Genomic DNA, 21,965 nt, shown 5'->3' with positions numbered 1-21,965 from the left:
TTGTTCGCCGACCTGCACACGCCCACCACACAAAATCTCCGCCTTCAGTCCGCCTGAAGGCGTTGTTCAAACCCGACTAATGAGCTTTATCAGGACGCCGGAACGTGAATTTCACATCTTCGCTTGGCTTCATGCCCAAACTTGTGCTCCGCATGTGCAAGGTATCGCGCCAGAACGTTCGCGGACTCCGGGTGCACGAGGTCTTCGACGACAGCGTATCGGGCTGCTCGCTGACCGGTCCGCTGGCCGGTGAATATGGGCCGTCCCTGGATCTCATCAAGGCAATCATCAAACCATAGGAGGAGACCGCGTCCCCACCGTGAGATGCTCCGGGTTCAGGCAGACGCGGTTATGGCATGGTGGACGCACCAGTCGGTTTTCCAGGGCTGCTTAGACGAAAGATAAAAGCAGCACCTCACGAGTTAGGTTCAACCGTGTGCAAACCGTGCCTGCCGCATGCACGGAAACGATCATTAGCTGATCGTGAAGCGGGCCTTTTGCATGTTCAGCGCTTGGGCAAGTTGTAAAGGCGGCTCCAGCGAAAGACGAACATCAACGCCACCATGCAGACTATAAGGCCAACGAGATCCCCGACCGCGTAAATCAAGAGGACTTCAACAAGTTGATCCAGCCCGATCAGTCCAGCGTAGATGAACGTCTGCCCGACCGAGTTGATGATTGAAGAGATCGCTCCGATCGCAATCATCCCTTTCCAGTTGAGCCTTCTCGCACGCCCAAAGTAGAAATCGAAGCCGGCAAGCCGAGCCAGTTCAAAGGCCGCAAACGCCGAGAAGGCGCCAACGAGAATGCTTTCCAGCAATGCAGGTTCTAACAGGTTCAACTCATCCGTTGGTGTAAAAAGCCAGGCGGCGATGCTTGAGCCGACGACAAGAGACGGGATTGCCCGCCAGCCAAATGCCCAGGTCGCCAGGACCCGAACGCCATGTGGAAGATAGATCAGGCTTGCGAACACCGTCTCTTCGGGCAAGACCATGCTCTGCACGGGCGTGACAACCAAGGCTGTCAACCCGTGACAAAGAACATAGACGAGCGCGACAATCAGAAAGTTCAAAGTTCCACCCAGTGAGTGTTGTAGCTCAACTACTACCTTCAAGTCCTCCCGAGAAGAAGCGGTGCCAGATGACAAGGAAAGTGCCTGGTGGAGGTTGAGGCAAGGCTACCGACTTACGAGGTCGGCGCGGACCACATAGTGCCGCGATTTGTAGCCTGCCGCCTTTTCAAGCAAACCCAGGCCCACCAAGGATCGCAGGGCTCTGTGGTATGTAGCCTGCGCAATGTCAGACGCTAGGTAGTGTTGACGGATCTGGTCGGAGGTTACCGCCTCTCCCAGGTTGCCGGTGACGTCATGAGCAGCAAGGAAAACGTCCATCTCTGCTGGCGTCAACGCCTCGAGGCCAACATCTTCTTCCATTTTGCGAAGCATGCACCGCAGTTCAAACAAGGCGGAGATCTTATTCATGGCTCAAGCCTGTATCCAACCTGTCTAGCGCCTGCCGGCCGTGAATTCAGGCCGCTAAAATTATCATGTTGACAATAATAGCGGCCTGTACCAGCCTGTTCAAGCAGCGAGACGTCTTCGTGAGTGGTGGTGTCTCGTATATTTGACAAGGTCTACCCCGGTCGCTTGCAAGCGGCTGGGGCTATTCTACAGAACTTTCCCTTTTTCGTAAAGAATGGCGCGCCGCCGCTGTGACCATGCGTCTCCTCCTATGGTTTGATGATTGCCTTGATGAGATCGAGGGACGACTCGCCGTACTTACCGGCCAGCGGTCCGGACAGCGAGTAGCCCGATACGCAGTCGTCGAAGACCTCGTGCACCCGGAAATTTCGTCGACGGCGTGGATGATGACGATCGAACCTTCGGTCAGCCCTTGCATTGGCCGAGCCACGACGACACGATTACGACGACCAGCCAGACGAGAACCGCTTCACCGGCCATGGGTCGGGCTGTTGGTTTCTTAAGGAACTTCAGTCATTTATTTGGCATTGAAACCTCCGTTTCTACCGATTTAGATACGGACAGTTCCTCGGTTTACGGGTGCGAGGGGTCTCCTGGCCAAGTCATCGTAGCATACAGATGCTGCCCGTAAGGAGAATTCCTGCTCCGCCTATGAGGACTAAGAAGCCCTTTTTTTTAGACCCTCGGACTTCGAAGCGGTCACATCTGCATCGGCCGATTTGTCCGTTCCTTGCCCAATCAGCCCAGAAACCTCGCCGCTGCTTGCCGGAACGACTGCTTTTTTTCGCCGCGCCGTAGCGACGGTTCGGTCGGCATCGCTGCCTTGGCTTCTCTGCGAGCACTCGCAACGCCGATCAGCATTTCCGTTGAGGGCTCACAAATCGCTTCAATTTTCACAGAAACCGGGAGTCGTCGGTCCCAAACACATCCGCACTGACACCCAGCACCAGGATCGTGTGACCGCCGATGGTCATCGTTGCACCCTCGCGAGTGTCGGTAATGTTGCGCGATACCAACCTTGACCGTCCGGGGTTGGTGTTTCACAGCACCAGAAAGCGGTTCATCGCCCAGTGCGAACGAACCTGCGTCCCGGAGCACTGGACGGCCAGCCTCGTCGGCCACCAGTCGGCGCGGTCGGAGAACGGGATCACCTACGGCATCTACTCGGTGGGTACCAACCGCGGAGCCTGGATGATGAAGACCGGCTTATAGCAGACATGATCGAATTGGCCAGTCACACTACTGCCTCCCCAAGCCTTTCAGCGTTTCAAATCCCTCAAAGAGCCGCGCAGAACCAATTCGGGCTTCACACGTTTCGTTTGCGCAGGCAGATCTGGATTTGACAAATATTCCAACATCATCTCCCCCGCAGCCTTCCCAATTTGGCGCAGGTGTATATGGACAGTGGATAGAGGTGGGTCAATCATGTCCATCAACGGTATGTCGTTATACCCCGATATTGAAATATCCGTCGGCACACGGAGCCCGCGATCTCTGCAAGCGCGGATGGCCCCGACAGCGATCAGATCATTAACACAGATGATCACCTCGGGAGAAACCGGAGCGGCCGCGAGAAGGGCTTTCGTTGCCCTTTCGCCTTCATCCATGGACATTCGGTCTACATGGGCCAGGCGATGCTTTGGCACGCTCAGTCCGTGTTTGTTCATGGCGGCCTGAACACCTTGCCACCGTTCCTGGGCCGTCGAAAGATCTTGTGGTGCAATGATCACCGCAATGTCTCGATGCCCGCTTTCAATGATGTGGGTCGTCAATGCTTCCATGCCCCAGAAGCAATCGTTCATGACGGCAGGTGTGTGGCCGCTTGCCGTCTGTCGGAGAACCGAAACCAGAGGGATGCCGAGTTGTTCGCACCGTTCCACAGCAGGGTCTTTCAGTCGCGTCGTGGCGAGGAAAATCCCATCGACAAGGCGCGAGGCCATCCGGTTGACGAGGTCGAGTTCCGCATCCACGCCGTAACCTGTGTTTCCGACGAGCACGGCATATCCATCCGGCGACATGACAGATTCGATACCGGACAGGATCGGCGGATAGACCGGGTCGTTCATGTCATGCACGATCAGTCCGATCGACCGTGTGGATTGCGTACGAAGGCTGGATGCAACGGCGTTCGGCTGGTAGCCCAATTCGCTCGCGACCGCCCTGACTCTCTCTGCAACATCGTCGGAAATGCGGCCCTTGAAGCCCGGCCTCAGTACCCTCGATACGGTGGAGTAGTGGACCCCGGACGCCGAAGCGACATCTGAAAGCTTGACCCGCCGCGCCCGTTTTTCAGACACGGATTTGGGAGGGTTGGACATGCAGTGGTTTTCCCGAGAGTGTCAGGTCGTTCAGTTCGGTCGTCACAGCCATTGATTGATATAAACCAGATGCGGCCACGCCGTGATCAATACCAATACAAACACCATCATGAGGGCGAAGGGAATGGCCCCCATGAAGACGTCGCCCAATGTGATCCGGGGGTCATCAAGGCATCCCTTGATCACGAAACACGCGATGCCCAGTGGCGGCGTCAGCAGGCCGACCTCTACAGCGATCACGGTCAGGATGCCGAACCAGATCGGATCGGCCTGAAAGCCCTGCATCACCGGCAGGAACAATGGCACCATGATCAGGATGATCGAGACCGAGTCGATGATCGTTCCCAGAAGAAGCACGACCAACACATAGATCAGCACCACCAGCAGGAACTGATCCGTCGCCGTGCGCACCAGCCCGCCGATCTCCATCGGCACGCCTGCCAGCGCCAGTGAGCGGCTGTACATCGTGGCCGCGATGATCAGGAAACAGATCGAGGCCGTGATATGGCCGGTCTCCAGCAGCACTTTCCAAAAGTCTTTCGGGCTCAGCTTGCGCCGCACCACTGCCAGCACCAGCGCACAGATCGCGCCGACGGCCCCGGCCTCGGTCGGGGTGAAGATACCGCCATAAATCCCGCCCAGCACGATCAGCACCAGCCCCAGCAGCGGCAGGAACTTGACGAGGATTTCGCCCAGGCTGTGGGTGTCGCGCGGATCGCTGTCGGCGATCGAGGCCGGGTCCGAAAACCGGCCGGTGCGATCATAAACGAAACCCGGCAGAAAGTAGGCCATGCCGATGATCCCGATGCAATAAACGGTCGAGAGCAGGATCCCCGGCCCGATCCCGGCAAAGAACATCATGCCGATCGATTGCTCGGTCAGGATGGCGTAGACGATCAGCAGGATACTGGGTGGGATCAGCATGCCCAGCACCGAAGACCCCGCCACTGTGCCCACCGCAAATCGTGGGCTGTAGCCGAGGCGCAGCATTTCCGGCACCGCCACGCGCGTAAACACCGCCGCCGAGGCAATCGAGACCCCGGTGACGGCAGCAAAAACCGCGTTCGACCCGACGGTGGCCAGTCCCAGACCGCCACGGATCCTGCGCAGGAAATAATCGCCCACGTCATAGGCGTCGCGTCCCACGTCCGAGGCGCTCATGATCAGCCCCATAAGCACGAAGAGCGGGATCACCGCAAAGGTCTGATCTGCGATCCCGTCGGCGGCAGCCAGGGTCAGCAACTTCATCGCCAGGGTAAGGCTGTCTTTCTGCAGGGCCACGGAAATGAACGACACCACGCTCAGAGCGATGCCCACGTGCATCCCGGAATAGATCAGCAGGACGATCACGCCAACCGAAAGCAGGCCAATCTCAAGACCAGTCATGTGATAACTCCGAAAACGTTCAGGATGTCGGCCGATCAGGCGCTGCGCACCGCGCGTGCGTTGCGCCAGGCGAGGACAAGAAATTGCAGCGATGCGGCAGCCGCCCCCAGAAGCATGATCGCCTCAAGCGGCCAGGTGGGCGCCGTGAAGATCCCGACATTGCCCTTGTAATAACCGCGGCTCCAGGCATCGATCAGACGGGGAAACTGCCCGTAGGCAATGATCGCGAGCATCAGGGCTCCGGCGAGGTTGAAGAGCATGCGCAGGGCCTGATCCACCCGATCGCCATACCGACGCGCGAGGAAATGCAGGAACGTGTCCGACCGGGTCAGCCGTTTCACGCGGATCGTATGGGCCAGTTGCAGATAGACCACCGCCACAATGCCCATCTCAGTCAGCTCCAGCGTCCCCGCGAGCGGGGAGTCAGCCAGCCACCGGCCAAAGACATCGATATTCACTATGATCATCATGCCCAGCACGATCAAAGCGCCAACGGCGTCCATCCCCACCACCAGCGGCGTCAGCCCCGGCGTGGATGGGCCGTCCGAAGGGGCTGGCGCCCCTCCGGTGTTGTTGTCGCCAGACTGGCTCACTGTTCGTCCCACTGACGTGCGACCGGCTGGTTCGCATCACGCATGGCCTGCATGTATTCGCTCAGGATGTCCTGTGCGGGAACGCCGCTGGCCTCGAGGCTGGCTACCCACTCCTGCGCAAGGTTGGGCAGGGTTGCGGCCCAGTCTGCCCGCTCCTGAGGGTCGATCTCGACGACGCTGCCGCCATTGGCGACAAAGGTGTCACGCGCTTTGCTGCCCAATTCGGCGGCGAAATTGCCGATGTCGACACCGTATTGCTTGGCTGCGGCAATCATCGCCTCCTTGACCTCGTCAGGGTAGCTGTCCCAGGCCTGCTGGTTGGCATTGATCACATAGGAATTCACGCCACCCAGGTTGGCGTTGAAGTAATGCTCGCAGACTTCATAGAACTTCAGCGAAACGACCGCTTCGCCCCAGACCAGCATCGCATCGACAACACCGGTTTCCACCAATTGATAGAAGTTGCCGAGGCTACCGGTTACGCCCGTCGCGCCCGCCGGTTCGATCCAGCGCAGGTTCGGCCCGGCTCCCGCAACCTTGAGGCCGTCGATGTCGCTGAGCGATGTGATCGGCTCGGCAGAGCACAGGATGTAGTTGTCGGGAATGCCGCTGGCCGACAAAGTGACTTGGTTAAGCCCGGTCCAGGTGTCGCGGAAGGCGGGATACTTGTCGACAAGCCCATCCACGACCTCGTGAATCAGAACCAGGTCCGTGGTCGTAAAAGGCGTGACATATCCGATCTGGTAGACCGGCAGCTTGTCGGCATGAAAGGCGGTGGGGATCACGCCCATATCGGCAAGCCCGGTTTCAATCGCTTCAAGCTCGCCCGCAGGCTTTGCCAGCGTGCCCGAGAACGCCTCTTGCCAGTTGATCTTGTAGTTGCCGGTCTCGGCCAGACGTGCGTCGACGTTCGGCATGAAGCTTTCTTTGAGCATCTTGACCGCGGCGACGGCAGGCGAGAAGCCGGAGACAATGCTCACGTCGATCTCTTCTTGGGCGAAACCAGGCGAAGCAAGCCCCATCCCGGCAGCCAGGATAGAAGCCGTCAGGCCCTTGAAAACCCAGCTCCTCTTCGACCGATCAGTTGAATATGACATTCTGTCCTCCCTTGGTTAATTAAATGCTGTCACTCGGGTAGCTGTGCTATGCCGGCGACTGCTCCGCGCCATTGACTGAAAGCCTGTGTTTGATCACGTTGGCCTGACCGAGTGTCTGTTCTACGAAACATCCGCGCCGGGCGGCGCTGACCAGTTCAGCCACTCGATCGGGCGCCGCGCTGGATGTTACGTCCACATCAATCTCGAACTTCGCCGGCCGCCCCTGATATGGCCCAACTGGGTCTGGCAGAGCCTCCCATTCCGCACGACAACTGATCTTGACGTCTTCCACTTCGATCTTCAGCCGCTTCGCGAAAACTCGGATCTGGGTCATCAGGCAGCCAACCAGCCCGGTCACGAAAAATTCCAACGGCGTCGGGGCGGTATCGTCCCCGCCCTGAAATTTTCCTTCGTCTGTCGCAAGCATGCGTTCGACCTGAAACGGCTCATGCGCTGTAAGACTCACTTCGTTTCTGAGTTTGCCGACGCAAGCGCCTTCGGCAGAAAAGCGGACTTTGAAAAGAGCTTCGGACAAGTGGTGCCCCCTTTTGCTTAACAGCTTGCGCAAACGTTTGCATAAATTTAACCGAAGCGAAACCGCAAAGATATCCAGATTGGATATCGCGGCAACCGAACGCGGTGCCCCCGAACTTTTCAACTCACAGGAGCGCATCGTGTGACGCATTTCGGTTGAGCTCAGCGATTACATCGGTGCGCGCGCTGCTCAACAGCCTGCCGAACGTGAACTGGCTACTCGGGGGCCGGGGATACGACGCTGATTGGTTCCGAGAAGCGTTGCAAGACAAAGGGATACGCGCCTGCATACCCGGACGAAAGCAACGCACGACACCGGTGAAATATGACAAACGACGCTACAAACGTCGTAACCGCCCCTCTCGCGACATTGCTGCGCAATGCACTGCCGGGCGGTGATCGAGATCATGTTCGGCAGGCTCAAGGATTGGCGCCGCGTGGCCACCAGATATGACCGGGCCCCAAGGCCTTGTTCTCGGCCATCGCTCTCGCCGCAACCGTCATCTATTGTTTATGAGATGGCGTAACGGGGCCTGCGACTCCCGCCGCCCGTTGCCGCTTGCCAGCTGACGCGCGAGCTGTCGCCGTTCCCGTATCGACACTGGAAGGAGGATACTCGCCCCCTGCCCCGCCTCAACCCAAGTTCCTTTGACACTTTCACGTCAGATGATCCGTCACGATTTCGTCCGGGACTTAAGTCGGCAGTAGAGAAGGAAGATTGGTGGTTCCAGACCCTTTTTTGGGCTCAACCCGCGCTGTCGGGGTCATATAACTCCGACGTCTTCTGCCGGGCGACAAGCCACCAGCCCGACTGTTTCGGCCAACTGGCAAAATCAGTGTCGTACCCCAACTCGCGGGCGGCATGAAGCGCCCACATCGGATCCACAAGCGCCTCGCGGGCGATCGCGATGAGGTCGGCCTGCCCGCGCTTGAGGATCTTCTCCGCCTGGACCGGATGCGTGATGAGTCCGACAGCCATCGTCTTGATGCCAGTCTCCTTCCTGACCCTTTCCGCGTAGGGAACCTGGAAACCGGGTTGGCGCTTGCTGTTGCCACTGGCCGTTGCCGCCCCCGAGATGCCGCTCGACGAGCAATCCATGACGTCGACGCCGATTTCCCTCAGTCTTGCGGCAAGGACGACGGTATCCTCCAGCGTCCAGCCGTCTAGGGGGCCATCGACAGCGGAGGTTCTGAAGAACAGCGGAATATCGTCGGGAAGTGTGGCGCGAACGGCCTCCACGATTTCGGTCGCCAGCCGCATGCGGCCCCGCAGATCGCCCCCGTAGCTGTCGGTTCGCCTGTTGGAGAGCGGCGACAGGAAACTGTGAACGAGATAGCCGTGTGCGCCATGGATCTCGATGATCTTGTAGCCAGCCTGCAGGGCGCGCTTCGTGGCGGCGACGAAGTCGTCAACAAGCTGACAGATGTCCGCGACGCTCAGTTCGCGCGGGACGGGCCAGCCATCCGCGACTGGGATCCCGGACGGTCCCACCGGCCTCCACGGCATATCGCCACGGTTGAAGTCGGACTGATCGAGCGGTCCGTTGCCGAACCAGGGACGCTGCATGCTCGATTTCCGTCCCGCATGACCGAGCTGGATAGCTGGGATGGCGCCGTTGCGCAGGGCGAATTGCGCGACGCGTGAATGGCCGGGGATCTGGCTGTCGGCCCAAAGCCCGGGACAGCCATGGGTGATTCTTCCGCTCTTCTGAACTGCCGTCGCCTCGGTGAAGATGATGCCCGCACCGCCTATCGCGAACCGCCCGAGATGCACCAGATGCCAATCGTCGAGATGCCCCTCATGGGCCGAATACTGGCACATGGGCGAGATCACGACACGGTTGCGGGTTTCGATGCCGCGCAGTTCGAGCGGACGGAAAAGGTTAGGGATATCTGTCATCATTGGCCTCAGGCAAGTTGACCACCATCTGTAAATACTCGGCTTATCCAGCGCAATCGATCACGGACCGGGCAGCGCCCGATCCTCTTGGGACCGCCAAATTGGGGCAAATATGCTCGACGATCCAAGGTGCCCCAAGTTGCGGACAGATCAAGAGCCTTTCTAATCGCATTCATTCGCCACGTTCTCCGCCATCCCATCGTTCACGATTTGAATGGCCAACCAAATTGGATGTGGTTGAGGAAGTCGGCTTCGAACTCGGGTTCGGAGTGTGTTAGTAGCTTAGTCGACGGGCTTTCAGGCCGGGATTGATTTGAGCTTCGCAACTCTGCAGAGATTCTTGACGGCAGCCGCGAGGCGGAGACAAAAATCCCTACCCGGCCGACTTGCCCCAAAACTGGGTCCGATCACTCGGACGCAAGAACGGCCCGGCCCAAGGGTGTTTTCAAAACCATCCGGTCCGCCCGGACCCGACCATCAGCCAAAGTTCTGTAAGTCACTTCGAACTTCGCGAACATGGTGTCAAACAGTCCCTCCGGCGCCACGCCCTTGAGTCGGGAAAACTTTCCCGTACAGCTCACACGACCCGAGCGATCCTCGGTGGCATCACTGAGTGTCAGACGCATCAGCCGCTTTCCATCATAGGTCGTCGCGTCCAGTTTACAGGCATCCTCTGGTGCGATCGTACGGAGGAGCAGGTGCATGCCTGTCATCAAATCAACACTGCCGACGGCCTGGCGGGGATCGAGGCGATCCGGCTGTGGAGGCGTTTCGACAGCGATATCCGGCGTCTTCCCTCGCCACATGATTTCGGTGATTTCGCGTTCGCCGTCACGAAGACTTTCTTCGCGATATTTCGTAGGAGCGAGGTTGCCTCCTGCCAACGGGCGTCCCTGTGACCGGGCCTCAAAGGTCACGCTAGAAATCAGGCCCGTCAGGCCTCCGGTCCGGAACCGAAGTCCGGCCGCGTAGGAGGACGGCCCGACTTGGTCCACGTAGCTCAGCGTGCCAAGCTTGATGCCGGCAAATCTCAGAACAAATGAGACTTGCTCGGCTTGCGCAGGGCCGCAGAGCGAAGCGAAGACAAGAAGGGCGGCAATCGATTTGAACAGGCGTGTCATAAGTGTGTTATTTCGCTCGTCGCGCGAGAAGGTTCAATCCCTTGCCATCAATCCGACCTTTCCGGAGCTCGACGGCGAACATCGGACCGAACCTGCGACAACACAACAAGGGTTCCCAGCGCCCTTCCCCGGCTCAAACTGAAAACGCCCTCCAAAGATCCTGGAAGGCGTTCGACCTTATCCGACACATTGCCCGCGATGGAACAGGGAGGTGGATCGGGGCCCCCAGGTGCCAAGAACGACGGGGCGGCTCTGACGGTGGGAAGCCAGTTCCCTTGGCGGCCGGAATATCGTCGACATCGCAAAGAGCTGGGAGCTTGCGTTATCGGGGGTTTGAGCCCCAAAAAAGGCGAAACAATAAGGGGTATGTTCGCCGTTCGGAGCAGGGCTGCGAGAGCCAAGACAGGTTGGGAAAAGGCGCCTTGCAGGGTGTTTACAAAGACGCCTAGAAGTTACGCAAACCGTAACCAGGGATTTTGCCAAAAATCGGGGGTTTTGGGGTCGATTCAGTTGCCCAAGGGGGTCGGGGCGATGGCCCTAAAACGGGTGCCAGAATGCAAAGCCCGGCGACTTGCGCCGGGCCAGTTAGTCATTTGAGAACACCTTAAGCGACGTCGAAGAACAGGTCTGTGGTGTTCGTTTCCGTATTCCAACCCTCAAGCGGGAATTCGTCGTCGAACAGGGTTGCAAGCCTCGCATCCTCGATCAAAGGAATTGTGCCGCCAATCAGGAAACCGTCGTCGGGATCGGGATCGAATGGCAGGGACGGAACAAGGCCGTCGAACAAACTGAATTCCAGATCATCGGAAATGAAGTCGGACGTTACGCCTGCGGTGAATCTGAGCAGCCCCAAAATCAGGTTCATGTCGAGTTCGAGCGAGGACTGATGTTCGAAAAGGGCTTCGATATCGACCTCGATATCGAAGTCCATCAGGCCATCCGCATCGCCATCGACATCCGCATCGAAGCTCGAGTCCTCAGGGACATCAAAAGTGACGTCATCACCCAGACTGAAGCCAGTGATCTCCGTGACGCCGTCTTCAAGTCGCGCCAGAAGCGGCAAATCCGTGATCGACATCGAGAAGTCCTGAACCGCACTCAGGATCCCCTGAAGATCGATGTCCAGCAGATCCCAGCCGTAACTGAAAGAGGCAATGTCCAGATTGCCGAGTTCGCCGAAGTCGAAATCCAAGCCGAATGAATCGCCGCCGCCGAACGGTGGCACGCCCGGAATGAGCGATATCAAGGCATCGACATCAATGGTCAGATCAACGAATTCCTCCTCGTCGCTGCCTTCCAGGCGCGAGTTGTCCGGGTTCACCGGCGTCCCTGTCGCTCCGAAGTCCGGGACCGTCAGGGTCAGGGTGCTGTCCAACGGAAGTTCGATTTCCGTCGTACTGCCTGGCCCCACGTCGAAGATGTTGAATCCCGGCTCACCCAGTACTCCCGTCTCAAGGAAGTCTCCTGTATCGAAATCAAAGAGTTCGATAGAGCTTCCAAGGGCGTTCAACGTCAGGTCCGCGACAATATCGAGCACGAAGTCGATGCCGAATTGAACAGATGGCCCCGAGGTCTGGAATGTGGCGCCACCGTCGATGGTATAGGCACTGCCAATTGTAATGGTGTCGCCTGCTTCGACCTGGCGCGGCGCGGTGAACACCACGTCAACCGGAACCTCTGCGTCAACCTCACCTGCGTTCAGGAAGAAGTAGGGTTGCAGCCCCACCTTGGCGTAAGCGTTGCCGGCCGTGCTGATGCCGGGGATGGTGATGTTGTCGATGTTGCCGAAATCGACATCGCAATCCGCAAGCCCCAAAGTGAAAATATCACAAGCGGTCTCGAGGACGACCTCTCCAGCGTCAACAAAGCCGTTGAGCACATCAAGAACCACGCCGGAGTCAAGCGTAATGCCGTTCCAAAGGGTGGCATCCAGACTTTCATTGAATGTAAAGCCCAGGAAAGGAATGTCCGGTGCAAGACTAAAGGCTTCGTTCGAGTTCCATATCGAGCGATCCGTTGTTCGGAACAGCAACTGATCCGCAAGGCTGAGATCAGCGTCGTCCGCGCCCTCAACCGTGATCGTCACGGTCGCAGGAGCAGACCTTTCGGTTTCTTCCGGAAATACTGGTGAGGTTCCAACACCGGAATCGTCGATCGCGACATATTGGAAGGTGACATCGCGCGTCTCACCTGCCTCCAGGAACTGGAACTCATCGGTGGGATTAAAGGTAAATGTCCCATCGCCGTTATTGACGACTTGACCATATTGGTTCCCGTACACGTCGACCGGTTCGGATATGATCTCGAACGACAGCACATCGCCGTCGTCAATATCCGTTCCGACGAAGCGCCCTGTGACACCATCCCCATTCAGCTCACCGAATTGCGGGGATTGGACCGTGTCGAAGGCGTCGTCTTCACCAACGCTCAGCACCCGGTCGAACGCGACGGGTTGGTCATTTTGTCCATCGATCGTCAGCAGGGCGTCGGCGGACGCCAGGTTCCCGACGCTCGAAACTGTCTCGTAGGTAAATTCCCATGTTCGTATGTCGTCATGCGCAAGCTTGTCGACATCGGCCCCATTTGCAGTGAATGTTGCGAACCCATCGTCAGAAACAAAAAGCGTTCCGAGTTCAAGCCCGTCGATGATAACGACACGTTCGAAACCGCCCGCAACGGGCACGAGCGCACCTTCATCGTCGACGACGCTGATAAGCGTTTTGCGCGTTCCGTTTTCTTGAGTTCCATTGGTATCATTGTCGAGCAGGTCGACTGTACCCTGGACGTTCTCATCCACTTCCCAGGCATCGTTGCGCGCCACTCCACTGGCGTCACCTGCGATTTTTTCACTGTCCTCGCGCCCATCACCTTCTATGCCGACGGATGTGTAACGAAGACCGAAATCCGCCAAATCCAAACTGTCCAGTGACAGAGGTTCGTTGGCCGTCAGGACAAAGCTGACCTCCGAGACATCGTCCTTACCGATGCCCGGAGTGCCAAATTCGATACCGGCGTCGAACGCACCCTGTTCTTTCTCGACCGGCCCCTTGATGTTGACGTCTCTATGGACCTTGTCCACGCGTTCTTCCCGGAAAAGGGACCTGCCGATCAGGTCCTCGTCGCCGTCCACTCCGAGAACAGTCAATCCGGCCGACGTGGAGTTCAGCTCCTTCAAGTCGAAAAAGACACCTCGCAAATCGCCGATCAGACCAGAGCCGAGCACGTCAATGTCGAACCGCAGTGCCCCGCCGTCCAGTTCTTCAATTTTTATCAAAGTATCGACGGGACCATGGATCGTAAATGTGATGGATCGGGCCATTTTGCCCTCCTTTAGTGCTGAAAATTGCTTGTGGCCGACCCTCGAAAAGGGAGGAAGGAAAAGATACGATAAAAAAATTTGCGTGAACGCCGGCAACGCGAAGATGATATCCTGAGTCGCAAACTTCTCAAAGATGTTTTCAACTGGCGACGCAACCAAAGAGCGAGTCGCCAAACGCCATCGTGTCAGTGAAATGGGGGGGCAACTCACCACGTGCAGAGTCTTGCCCTTAGCTACTGAGCCACTGGAGTTGTGTTCTGCAATATGGTTTTGGGGCCATCAGCGGGCACAAGATCTACCCTGCCGCTGCCTGGTGCAATTCCAAACGCTCATGAAATTTTGTGCAGGAACCCTGGCGAGCACCGACGTGCGCTTCCGCCTGATGAGGCTGCTGGAGCAGAACCCTGAAAGGTTGCCGCCTCCCTCTCTGATGAACGTCTGAGCGCAGATGAAATTTTGTGCACACACCCTGGTGAGGCCCTTGTCTTCCCCCTCCCGATGGACGACCGTTCACTCATGAACGCATCTCCACAGGAGAGCCTGCACCGCCGGGCCGCCACAGCGAGCTCCGGTGCGGCAGCCGTGGGGGCAGGGCGTGTCAGCAGAGCTGTCAACGAGGACAAATTCTGGCGCCGATTTGGGGGTGTCCCGTTGGACAGAAGTCCATTGCGGCCTCTTTCGAGACACCGTGCAAAACCATGACCCCAAAGGCCCGCTCGATGCCTCTTAGTCTGGAAAGGATTTTGCCTCGGAGGGAGAGCCCGCGCTTCGAGCATGGCGTTCTTCAGATTTCACATGAGGACATCGACGCCTCGTGAGCCTGTCCTTTCTCATGGAACGGTTGTGGCCGTTCCGGTTGGCCCTTGCTCTTTCTTTCCTGCTGATGATTGCAGAAAGTGCGGCGGTCCTCGTGGTGCCGTGGCTGGGCGGGCAGATTGTCGGAGGGCTCTTTTCGCCGAGCGAGACATCCATCGCGGTCATGGCCTTTGGCCTGATCGGCTTGTTTGGACTGCAGTCTGTCATGCAGGTTCTGCACAGACGCATATTGTCAAAGGCTGCAGAAGGCCTGACTGCCGACCTGCGCACGGCGCTCTACAACCATGTCCAACGCTTACCCCTGCCGTGGATAGAAGACCGGCGTCGCGGTGATCTCCTGGCGCTGATAACCCGCGAGGTCGATTTACTGAGCCAATTCGCAACAGGGCCTGTTCTTGGAACCTTGCCGCAATTGATCATCCTGTCCGGTTCGATTGTCTTGATGGTGAGGCTGGACCCGATCCTGACTTTGCCGGTCGTTCTCGGCGTCCCTGTCTTCTACTTCATCCTGAAGCTGATCACCCGCAAGATCAGACCGCTGTCTTCAGACATCCGCGACGCCTATGCAAGCTCGGTCGCACGGGCAGAAGAAAACCTGACCGTTCTGCCGGCCATCAAATCTTACGCACGGGAGGACACCGAGCTTCGACGCTTTGCCGAGACCGTGGAACGCTATCGACGGCTTATGCTTCGGCTTGTGGACCATCAGAGCGTGTTGGGCCCAGCGGTGCAGTTCATCGCTGCATCGGCGGTTGTTCTTGTGCTCTATCTTGCCAGCGACAAGGTGACATCCGGTACGATGACGCCCGGAGAGCTGGTGAGTTTTCTTCTTTACGCGGGTCTTCTGACGCGCCCGGTCGCGTCGCTCGCCGACCTTTGGGGGCAGTTCCAGACGGCGCGCGGAGCGCTGCAACATATGGATGAGGTGCTGTCAGCCCAGACGGAACCCGCAAGTGGCCTGGTGCCACAGGACCTGCGTGGAGCGGTGTGTTTCGAAGACGTACACTTCACCTATCCGGGGCGGCGCCCCGTGTTGAAAGGCGTCAGCTTCGACATTGCGGCAGGCGAAACCGTCGCCATCACAGGAGAAAACGGAGCGGGCAAGACCACTCTGGTGGAGCTTCTTCTGAGGTTCAGAGCGCCCGACCGGGGCCGAATTCTCATCGATGGGCTGGATATCGCTGCGATGAACCTGACCGCCTATCGTCGGCACATCGCCCTGGTTCCGCAACGCGTTGCGCTTATCAATGGCACGATTGCAGAAAACATCTGCTTCGGTGATCCAGGGGCGTCGCGCGCCCGGATCGAGAGCGCCGCGCGTCAGGCTCAGGCCCAAAGTTTCATCGATCAGCTGCCGGAGGGTCTCGATACCGTGATCGGCGAAGCGGGCGTCCGGCTTTCGGGCGGTCAGCGTCAACGCGTGGCCCTGGCGCGCGCACTTCTGGCAAACCCTGCCATTCTCGTGCTTGATGAACCAACGGCGATGTTCGACCCCGAGGGCGAGGCCCGCTTCGTTGAGACAGCGCGAAGGGCGCTGAAGGACCGCACGGTGATCCTCATCACCCATCGGCCGGCCAGTCTCGTTCTGGCAGACAGGATTTTGCGACTGGACGAGACCGGTTTATCCGAGGTGGTCAAATGATCGCGCGACAGGTTTGCCCCATATCTGTCGTCAAGGCACTCTTAAGCGTCGACCATCAAAATGGGGCGCTGATAAGCGCGTTGAACGCTCCTGAGACCGGGCTGCGCGGGTTTTCCGGGACTGCGAGGCACGGATGACCCGCAATCCTCTCCCTTCCTCTCAAAACGATGTCTCAAGGTCCGCATGGCAAGCCCTGCTGCATCTGACAGGACCGTCTCCGCAGGTTCCCGCGCAGGATTTTGACTGGGAATGGGTCATTGACCTGGCACTGCGTCACAAATCCGTTCTGCTGCTCGCCCGCGGCATTGCGGCTCTGCCCTCAGTGAGCGCTCCAGAGACGGCACGGCGTCGTCTGGCCGAGCTCTCAACCACGCGCGCGCTGCAGTGCCTGATGCTCGCGCGGGACACCGCTCTCGTTGCATCGCATTTGAGAGACGCGGGCGTGTCGGCCTCGGTCATGAAAGGCGCGCCCCTTTCGCAGGTTCTGCATGGCGATGCGGCCGCGCGTGATCCCGGTGACGTGGATTTCCTGGTTCCTGCAGATCAGGTTGATCAGGCTGCCTCTGTCCTGGAAAGCCGTGGCTTTTACTCTGAGTTTCGGGGGTTGCTGCGCTCGGATCGCCAGAGAGAGCGCGTGTTGAGGGGCACAAATCAACTGGCATTTTTCGACCCTCAAAGCGGCCGTGCCGTGGAGTTGCACTGGCGCTGGCAGAAGTTCGAAGGGATGATGCCAACGGACGCGGAAAAAATATGGTCCCGGTCGATCCCCATTGCCGGCGCGGGAGAGGTGCTCGTTCCGGACGGGATTGAGACGTTCATCTACTTGTGCGCACACGGGTTGGCGCATGGCTGGATGCGCCTCAAATGGCTCAATGACATTCGATGGGTTCTCCATACCGGCCGCCTGGTCGATGAGGACTGGGTCTGTGTTGTCGACCGTGCCCGTGAGCTTGGCATGTCGACTGCTGTGGGGACCGCGGTCCTGGTCGCCGCTCGGATCGATGATGCCCAACTGCCGGACCCGCTGGATGCGCTGATCCGCAGGCTTCCGAAATGCAGAGACCTGTCGGAGCAGTCCATCCAATGGATGCTGAAGACGGCCATTCTGCGTGAAGACCCCCCGCCTCCGCGCGGCGCCCTGGCTATCGCGCGAGGGATCATGCGCCACATGGACATCTCGATCGAGGACCAACCGAGGGCTCTTTCCACGCGCATGCGCGCGCTGCTTGCTCCAAGTCTGCCTGAGCTGGCTCTGGTCGATCTGCCTCGGGGACTGGAAGCAGGTTACCTCTTTGTGCGCGCGGCGCGTATGCTTGGGCGTATGCTCCCCGCAACGACAGACCGCCGATAACCCACAGTGGACAGGCCGTCGAAAAGCAGTTGCCTGGAGTTCTGCAATTAACCTTTCACGGCGTTTCCCATGCCCGGCCCGACAATCATTTTGCACGTCGCAGGAAAGATGGGCTGCACAGTGGCCTCGGATCGATGGCATAAGTAACTGTTGTCTTTTCTGCGCGCTCAAGAAACTGGGTGAAGCCCCTTGAAAACAAAACACTATAGAAGTGCGGGGCTGCTCATCGAAAGCGACTTCGAGTTGCCAGGGCTGGCGCGGCATGCCACGGGAACCGGCCCTGCCCAGCTGCGCTATTTGCGTGCAGATGAGAAGCCTTCCGCTCCATCAAACCCGACCATGGAAGGGGCTGACTGGGCCAGCGACGGGCGGCGTTTTTATCTGACAGTGCCCGACGTTGCCGAGTTTCTTATCTGGGACAATGGGACCGTTGAGGTCTGGCCAACGTCAGAGAGCCAGACAAACATCGCGGCTTTTCTCGTGGGATCGGTGCTCGGCATCGCGCTGCACATGCGCAGGATCGTCACCCTGCATGCAAGCGCTGTTCAGGTTGGGGGTGGCGCGGTCTTGTTCTGTGGCGACTCCGGTGCAGGAAAATCGACCATGGCAGCAGCCTTGCAGAGCCATGGTTTCACCGTCCTGTGTGACGATCTCTGTGCCATCGAATTGACGAACGGCGAAGGGGCTATTGCGCATTCGGATGGCCGAAAGCTCAAGCTTTGGGAGGACACGATCGGAGCGCTCGGGCTGCAAGCTAAAAGGGGAGCGCGGGTCCATAACCAATTGGACAAATTCTTCGTTCAAGGCGATGAGGCTGCAAAATCATTCCTGCCCGTCCGCGCTGTCTTCGAGTTGGCGCAGAACGAGGGGGCCAGCGAACCGAAGCTCTTTGAGATGCCCATGGCCGACGCGGCTGCGATGATCAGACAAAACGCCTATCGTCCGTTCCTTGTCCGACATCTGAAGGATGAGGCGCTCTATTTCGAAGCGGCGGTCGTCCTCCTCCGACAAGCCGTCCTGTTACGCCTGGAACGGCACCATGATTTCGACGAGATCGAAAAGGTCGTGGACATCGTGTTGCGTCAGAGCCCCGTCGCCGGGTTGCGGCACCGTCCTTCGGCGCTCCACCAAGAGAGATGAGCGCTTTCCAATACGCATTCCCCAAGTAACTTGCAGTTTGAGCGCCTTTGACGGCAAGTAATGTGTTATATTTCAGCATTTTAATTGGACTGAAGGTGGCGGATTATGGATCACCCGGAGGGTGCAGGCAAAACGGATGATGCGCGGCTCGGTTTTGACCGGCGGGTGCGCTTGGAATTTCGGGGCGCGAAGCTCAGTTCCGATGGTGGCCTGCTGGTGATGCGTGAGCTGGATGATGCGCTTGGACTGTCTGATCTCGCGTCTGATGCCTTGCACGACAGCCGCCGGGGAAAGAACACGACGCACCGGCTCGACGGCCAGTTCCGGCAATCGGTGTTCGGCAGGCTGGCGGGTTATGAGGATGTCAACGACGCCGAGCGCCTTTCCCTTGATCCGGTAATGCGCCAGATCGTAGGTGGCCGTGCCGTCGATGCACAAGCGGCCTCAGCCTCGCAGATGGGGAGGTTCGAGACCGAGACGCTGGCCGCGCCCGAGAACCGGAAAGCGCTGGCCGATCTGAACGGGCAATGGATCGACCGCTTCCATGATCGCAACGGGCTGAAGTATATCGTGCTGGACATGGATAGCTCCGTCAGCCCGACCTACGGTGATCAGGAAGGGTCTGCCTGGAACTGGCACTTCGACTGCACCTGCTATCACCCGAATTTCTTGTTCAACCAGTTCGGCATGCTGAAACGCTGCGCACTGCGCAATGGCAACGTCCACAGTGCCTATGGCTGGCGGGACCTCCTCGACCCCGTCATCGCCCGGTATGCCAAGCGCAACCTTATGCGTTTCTTCCGCGCCGACGCCGCCTATGCCAGCCCTGCAATCTATGCGCGGCTGGAGGAGGAGGGCTATTTCTACGCCATCCGGCTGCCCGTTAACGCCGTGCTGCGCGAGAAGATCGCGCACCGTCTGACCCGGCCCGTGGGGCGTCCATCGCTGACCAAGGTCAAGCGGTTTTACGAGGATTTCCACTATCAGGCGCAGAGCTGGGAGGACGAGCGCCGGGTGATTGCCAAGATCGAATGGCATCCGGGCGAGCTGTTCCCCCGTGTGGGCTTCATCGTCACCAACCTGCCGATGGAGCCGGATTGGGTGGTGCGGTTCTATAACCAGCGCGGCACCGCGGAGCAGCACATCAAGGAAGGCAAGCAGGCGATCAACTGGACGCGCCTGTCTTGCAAGGGCATGGCACAGAACGAGGTCCGCCTTCAGCTTCATGCATTGGCCTACAATCTCGGCGTCTTCCTGCAAGGCGCAAACCTTCCGGAGGAGATGGCCGACTGGTCGTTGACCAGCCTGCAAACCCGGCTGATCAAAATCGGTGCTCGCGTCGTCCGCCATGCCCGCGCCATCACGTTCCAACTGGCAGAAGTTGCGGTCAGCGGCACTCTGTTCAGTCGTATCCTGACGACCATCCAACGGCTGCGCGCGCCGCCGGTTCTAACATGACGGTGTCACCGGCAAAACCCAAACGAACCCGGCTCGACTGGTCTGCCCTATGGGGGGCAAATCCGGCCCAAACCCGGTTCAACCCGACCGCCGAGGCCGCAAACCATGTTCAGTTCGCGCTTCAGATGCCAGAACCAAGCCATTGCGGACCCACAAAGCTTAATCATTGCGCAAATTGGCTGCAGCATGGGGCTACCGAAGACCTAGTTGGGGAATGTCGGTAGAACAATCTGGATGGAAGTTGCAAAATTGGCCATGCAACGTATAATATAAAGTATTGATTTAATTCACCTTTTGGGGGAAAAGTGATGGCCAGTTTCAATTATGGAGATGGTGACGACACGATCACGGGGACTGAATTTGGAGATGACATTTGGCCGGGTGGCGGCAACGACGTGGTGTACGCGTTTGCTGGCGATGACACCATCTGGAGTGATCAAGGGAACGACTACTACGATGGCGGACTGGGATTCGACCGCCTCTTCTACAGGAACGATATATCAGGGGTTACCGTAGATCTACTCTCGGGAACGGCGACTGATGGTTGGGGTAATACCGATACACTCGTCAGTATCGAAAGGGTCTCTGGCTCCAATTACGATGATTTTTTATACGGTACAAATGATCGAGACAGTTTCAGCGGCGAGCAGGGTAATGACTACATTGACGGTCGCGGGGGGAACGACTTCGTATGGTACGGGCGCGCGACAAGCGGCATAGTCGTCGACCTTGCCGCGGAAACTGCTACCGGTGGAGAGGGGGTCGATACGCTCGTCAGCATCGAGTTCATAGGCGGTTCAAACTATTCTGATTTTCTTTATGGCTCATCTGCAGACAACTGGTTCAGCCCCGACGCAGAAGGAGACATTTTCACTCCGAACTTTGATGTAGGCGGCAATGACTACGTTGACGGTCGCGGTGGACAGGATGGCGTCTCATATAGCGGGGCAGTCGCTGCTGTATACGTCGATCTCGGCGCGGGCACAGCAACTGATGGATTAGGAAACACTGACACGCTCGTGAGCATTGAAGCCGCCATTGGCTCGCAGTTCGACGATGTCCTTTATGGATCGTCTGTCGACAACAGTCTTGTCGGGCAACGGGGTAGTGACCTCCTCTATGGTCTTGCGGGAAACGACACAAACATTGGGGGTGATGGCAATGATCGCATTGTTGGTGGCTTGGGGTCCGACTTCGTGGATGCCGGCGCTGGGAATGACCTGATAATCGACGAAGGCCTTGGCGACTGGCAGCCTGGGACTTTTGTCATTGGAGCGAGGGGTAGGCCGCCTGTACTGCCCGCTCCGCCCCGCGCCGCTGGCCAGGACGACGATGTCTACATCGGCGGCACAGGGAATGACTTCTATCGTTTCGTGTCTGACCCGGGCATGGATACCATTTCCGGATTTGAGGCTGGCAGCGGGTTTGGCGATAGGCTGGGCTTGACGGCGCTCGGCATCGAGACATTTGCGGAATTGCTGGCGGTGTCGTCTGACACGCCCGACGGCGTTCTCATAGACCTTGGGCAGCGCGGGAGCATTTTGCTTGAAGGGGTCCGCGTTGCGGAGCTCGATCCGGACGACCTGCACACGCCGACCCCGATTTTACTCAAGGGCGTCGGTCCGGGCGACTTAAGCGGATTCTCTGTGTCCTCGGCCGGAGATGTCGATGGCGATGGGCTGGATGACGTGATCATCGGGGCGCGCGATGGCGACCCGGACGGCGTTTCCCGTGCCGGCGAGAGTTACCTTGTGTTCGGCTCTGCGCTTGCCGCTGAGCAGGGCGATGACGGCACCCTCGATCTCGCCAC

At 58.5% G+C, this 21,965-nt stretch carries 17 protein-coding genes and 1 pseudogene; 8 read left to right on the top strand and 10 right to left on the bottom strand.

The genetic code is table 11. The features are described from left to right. The first annotated feature begins 104 nt into the window (after positions 1-104). Positions 105-299, top strand: coding sequence for a hypothetical protein (locus RXV88_RS21060; RefSeq protein WP_316295477.1), 195 nt, complete (start codon positions 105-107; stop codon positions 297-299). A gap of 206 nt (positions 300-505) precedes the next feature. Here the strand turns inward: RXV88_RS21060 and RXV88_RS21055 are convergent, their stop codons facing one another. Together RXV88_RS21055 and RXV88_RS21050 are read right to left on the bottom strand one after the other, a co-directional pair. Beyond that, the gene (locus RXV88_RS21055; RefSeq protein ID WP_316295475.1) at positions 506-1,072 is read right to left on the bottom strand and encodes a hypothetical protein; all 567 of its coding nucleotides are present in this window, start codon (positions 1,070-1,072) and stop codon (positions 506-508) included. A gap of 105 nt (positions 1,073-1,177) precedes the next feature. Beyond that, on the bottom strand, positions 1,178-1,480 hold the full coding sequence (locus RXV88_RS21050; protein ID WP_316295473.1) for a hypothetical protein: 303 nt from the start codon (positions 1,478-1,480) through the stop codon (positions 1,178-1,180). Positions 1,481-2,482: 1,002 nt separating this feature from the next. On the opposite strand from RXV88_RS21050, the gene RXV88_RS21045 reads away from it, so the two are divergent. Further along, a complete protein-coding gene (locus RXV88_RS21045; RefSeq protein WP_316295472.1) occupies positions 2,483-2,692 on the top strand; it encodes a hypothetical protein in 210 nt (69 codons plus the stop codon). Between the two features lie 47 nt (positions 2,693-2,739). On the opposite strand, the gene RXV88_RS21040 is transcribed toward RXV88_RS21045, so the two are convergent. Genes RXV88_RS21040 through RXV88_RS21020 form a run of 5 tightly spaced genes read right to left on the bottom strand, consistent with a single transcriptional unit; the run spans position 2,740 to position 7,409 of the window. Then, positions 2,740-3,798 (bottom strand): LacI family DNA-binding transcriptional regulator, encoded by a 1,059-nt coding sequence (locus tag RXV88_RS21040; RefSeq protein ID WP_316295470.1) that lies wholly within the window; start codon positions 3,796-3,798, stop codon positions 2,740-2,742. A 42-nt stretch (positions 3,799-3,840) separates the two neighbouring features. Further along, a complete protein-coding gene (locus RXV88_RS21035; protein ID WP_316295468.1) occupies positions 3,841-5,184 on the bottom strand; it encodes a TRAP transporter large permease in 1,344 nt (447 codons plus the stop codon). Between the two features lie 35 nt (positions 5,185-5,219). Continuing rightward, the gene (locus RXV88_RS21030; protein WP_316295467.1) at positions 5,220-5,777 is read right to left on the bottom strand and encodes a TRAP transporter small permease; all 558 of its coding nucleotides are present in this window, start codon (positions 5,775-5,777) and stop codon (positions 5,220-5,222) included. Continuing rightward, the gene (locus RXV88_RS21025) at positions 5,774-6,874 is read right to left on the bottom strand and encodes a C4-dicarboxylate TRAP transporter substrate-binding protein (RefSeq protein ID WP_316295466.1); all 1,101 of its coding nucleotides are present in this window, start codon (positions 6,872-6,874) and stop codon (positions 5,774-5,776) included. Before RXV88_RS21025 ends, RXV88_RS21030 begins: the two co-directional genes overlap by 4 nt. Positions 6,875-6,920: 46 nt before the next feature. Continuing rightward, positions 6,921-7,409: an OsmC family protein gene (locus RXV88_RS21020; protein ID WP_316295464.1), complete on the bottom strand. Its 489-nt coding sequence runs from the start codon at positions 7,407-7,409 to the stop codon at positions 6,921-6,923. A 157-nt stretch (positions 7,410-7,566) separates the two neighbouring features. Between RXV88_RS21020 and RXV88_RS21015 the strand changes: the two are divergent. Then, positions 7,567-7,925, top strand: a pseudogene (locus RXV88_RS21015) (transposase); the annotation flags it as partial. Between the two features lie 228 nt (positions 7,926-8,153). On the opposite strand, the gene RXV88_RS21010 reads toward RXV88_RS21015, so the two are convergent. The 3 genes from RXV88_RS21010 to RXV88_RS21000 form a co-directional block, all read right to left on the bottom strand. After that, complete coding sequence (locus tag RXV88_RS21010; protein WP_316295462.1) at positions 8,154-9,308, bottom strand: NADH:flavin oxidoreductase/NADH oxidase; 1,155 nt, start codon at positions 9,306-9,308, stop codon at positions 8,154-8,156. Between the two features lie 407 nt (positions 9,309-9,715). Continuing rightward, positions 9,716-10,429 carry a DUF3108 domain-containing protein gene (locus RXV88_RS21005; RefSeq protein ID WP_316295460.1) on the bottom strand — a complete coding sequence of 238 codons (714 nt, stop codon included), beginning with the start codon at positions 10,427-10,429 and terminating at the stop codon, positions 9,716-9,718. 604 nt (positions 10,430-11,033) lie between these two features. Then, positions 11,034-13,748, bottom strand: coding sequence for an Ig-like domain-containing protein (locus RXV88_RS21000; RefSeq protein ID WP_316295459.1), 2,715 nt, complete (start codon positions 13,746-13,748; stop codon positions 11,034-11,036). An 814-nt stretch (positions 13,749-14,562) separates the two neighbouring features. Between RXV88_RS21000 and RXV88_RS20995 the strand changes: the two genes are divergently transcribed. The 5 genes from RXV88_RS20995 to RXV88_RS20975 form a co-directional block, all read left to right on the top strand. Next, positions 14,563-16,206, top strand: coding sequence for an ABC transporter ATP-binding protein (locus RXV88_RS20995; protein WP_316295457.1), 1,644 nt, complete (start codon positions 14,563-14,565; stop codon positions 16,204-16,206). 133 nt (positions 16,207-16,339) lie between these two features. Then, a complete protein-coding gene (locus RXV88_RS20990; RefSeq protein ID WP_316295456.1) occupies positions 16,340-17,557 on the top strand; it encodes a nucleotidyltransferase family protein in 1,218 nt (405 codons plus the stop codon). 189 nt (positions 17,558-17,746) lie between these two features. Next, positions 17,747-18,697: a hypothetical protein gene (locus RXV88_RS20985; protein WP_316295455.1), complete on the top strand. Its 951-nt coding sequence runs from the start codon at positions 17,747-17,749 to the stop codon at positions 18,695-18,697. A 105-nt stretch (positions 18,698-18,802) separates the two neighbouring features. Beyond that, positions 18,803-20,155 (top strand): IS1380 family transposase, encoded by a 1,353-nt coding sequence (locus tag RXV88_RS20980; protein ID WP_316295454.1) that lies wholly within the window; start codon positions 18,803-18,805, stop codon positions 20,153-20,155. Between the two features lie 308 nt (positions 20,156-20,463). Then, the coding region (locus tag RXV88_RS20975) for a calcium-binding protein (protein WP_316295453.1) at positions 20,464-21,965 on the top strand (1,502 nt) is incomplete at its 3' end.

The organism is Aestuariicoccus sp. MJ-SS9 (assembly GCF_032586235.1).
GTDB lineage: Bacteria > Pseudomonadota > Alphaproteobacteria > Rhodobacterales > Rhodobacteraceae > Aestuariicoccus.
The sequence above is the reverse complement of the archived record's forward strand: the minus strand, read 5'-3'. Positions and strand labels throughout refer to the sequence as shown.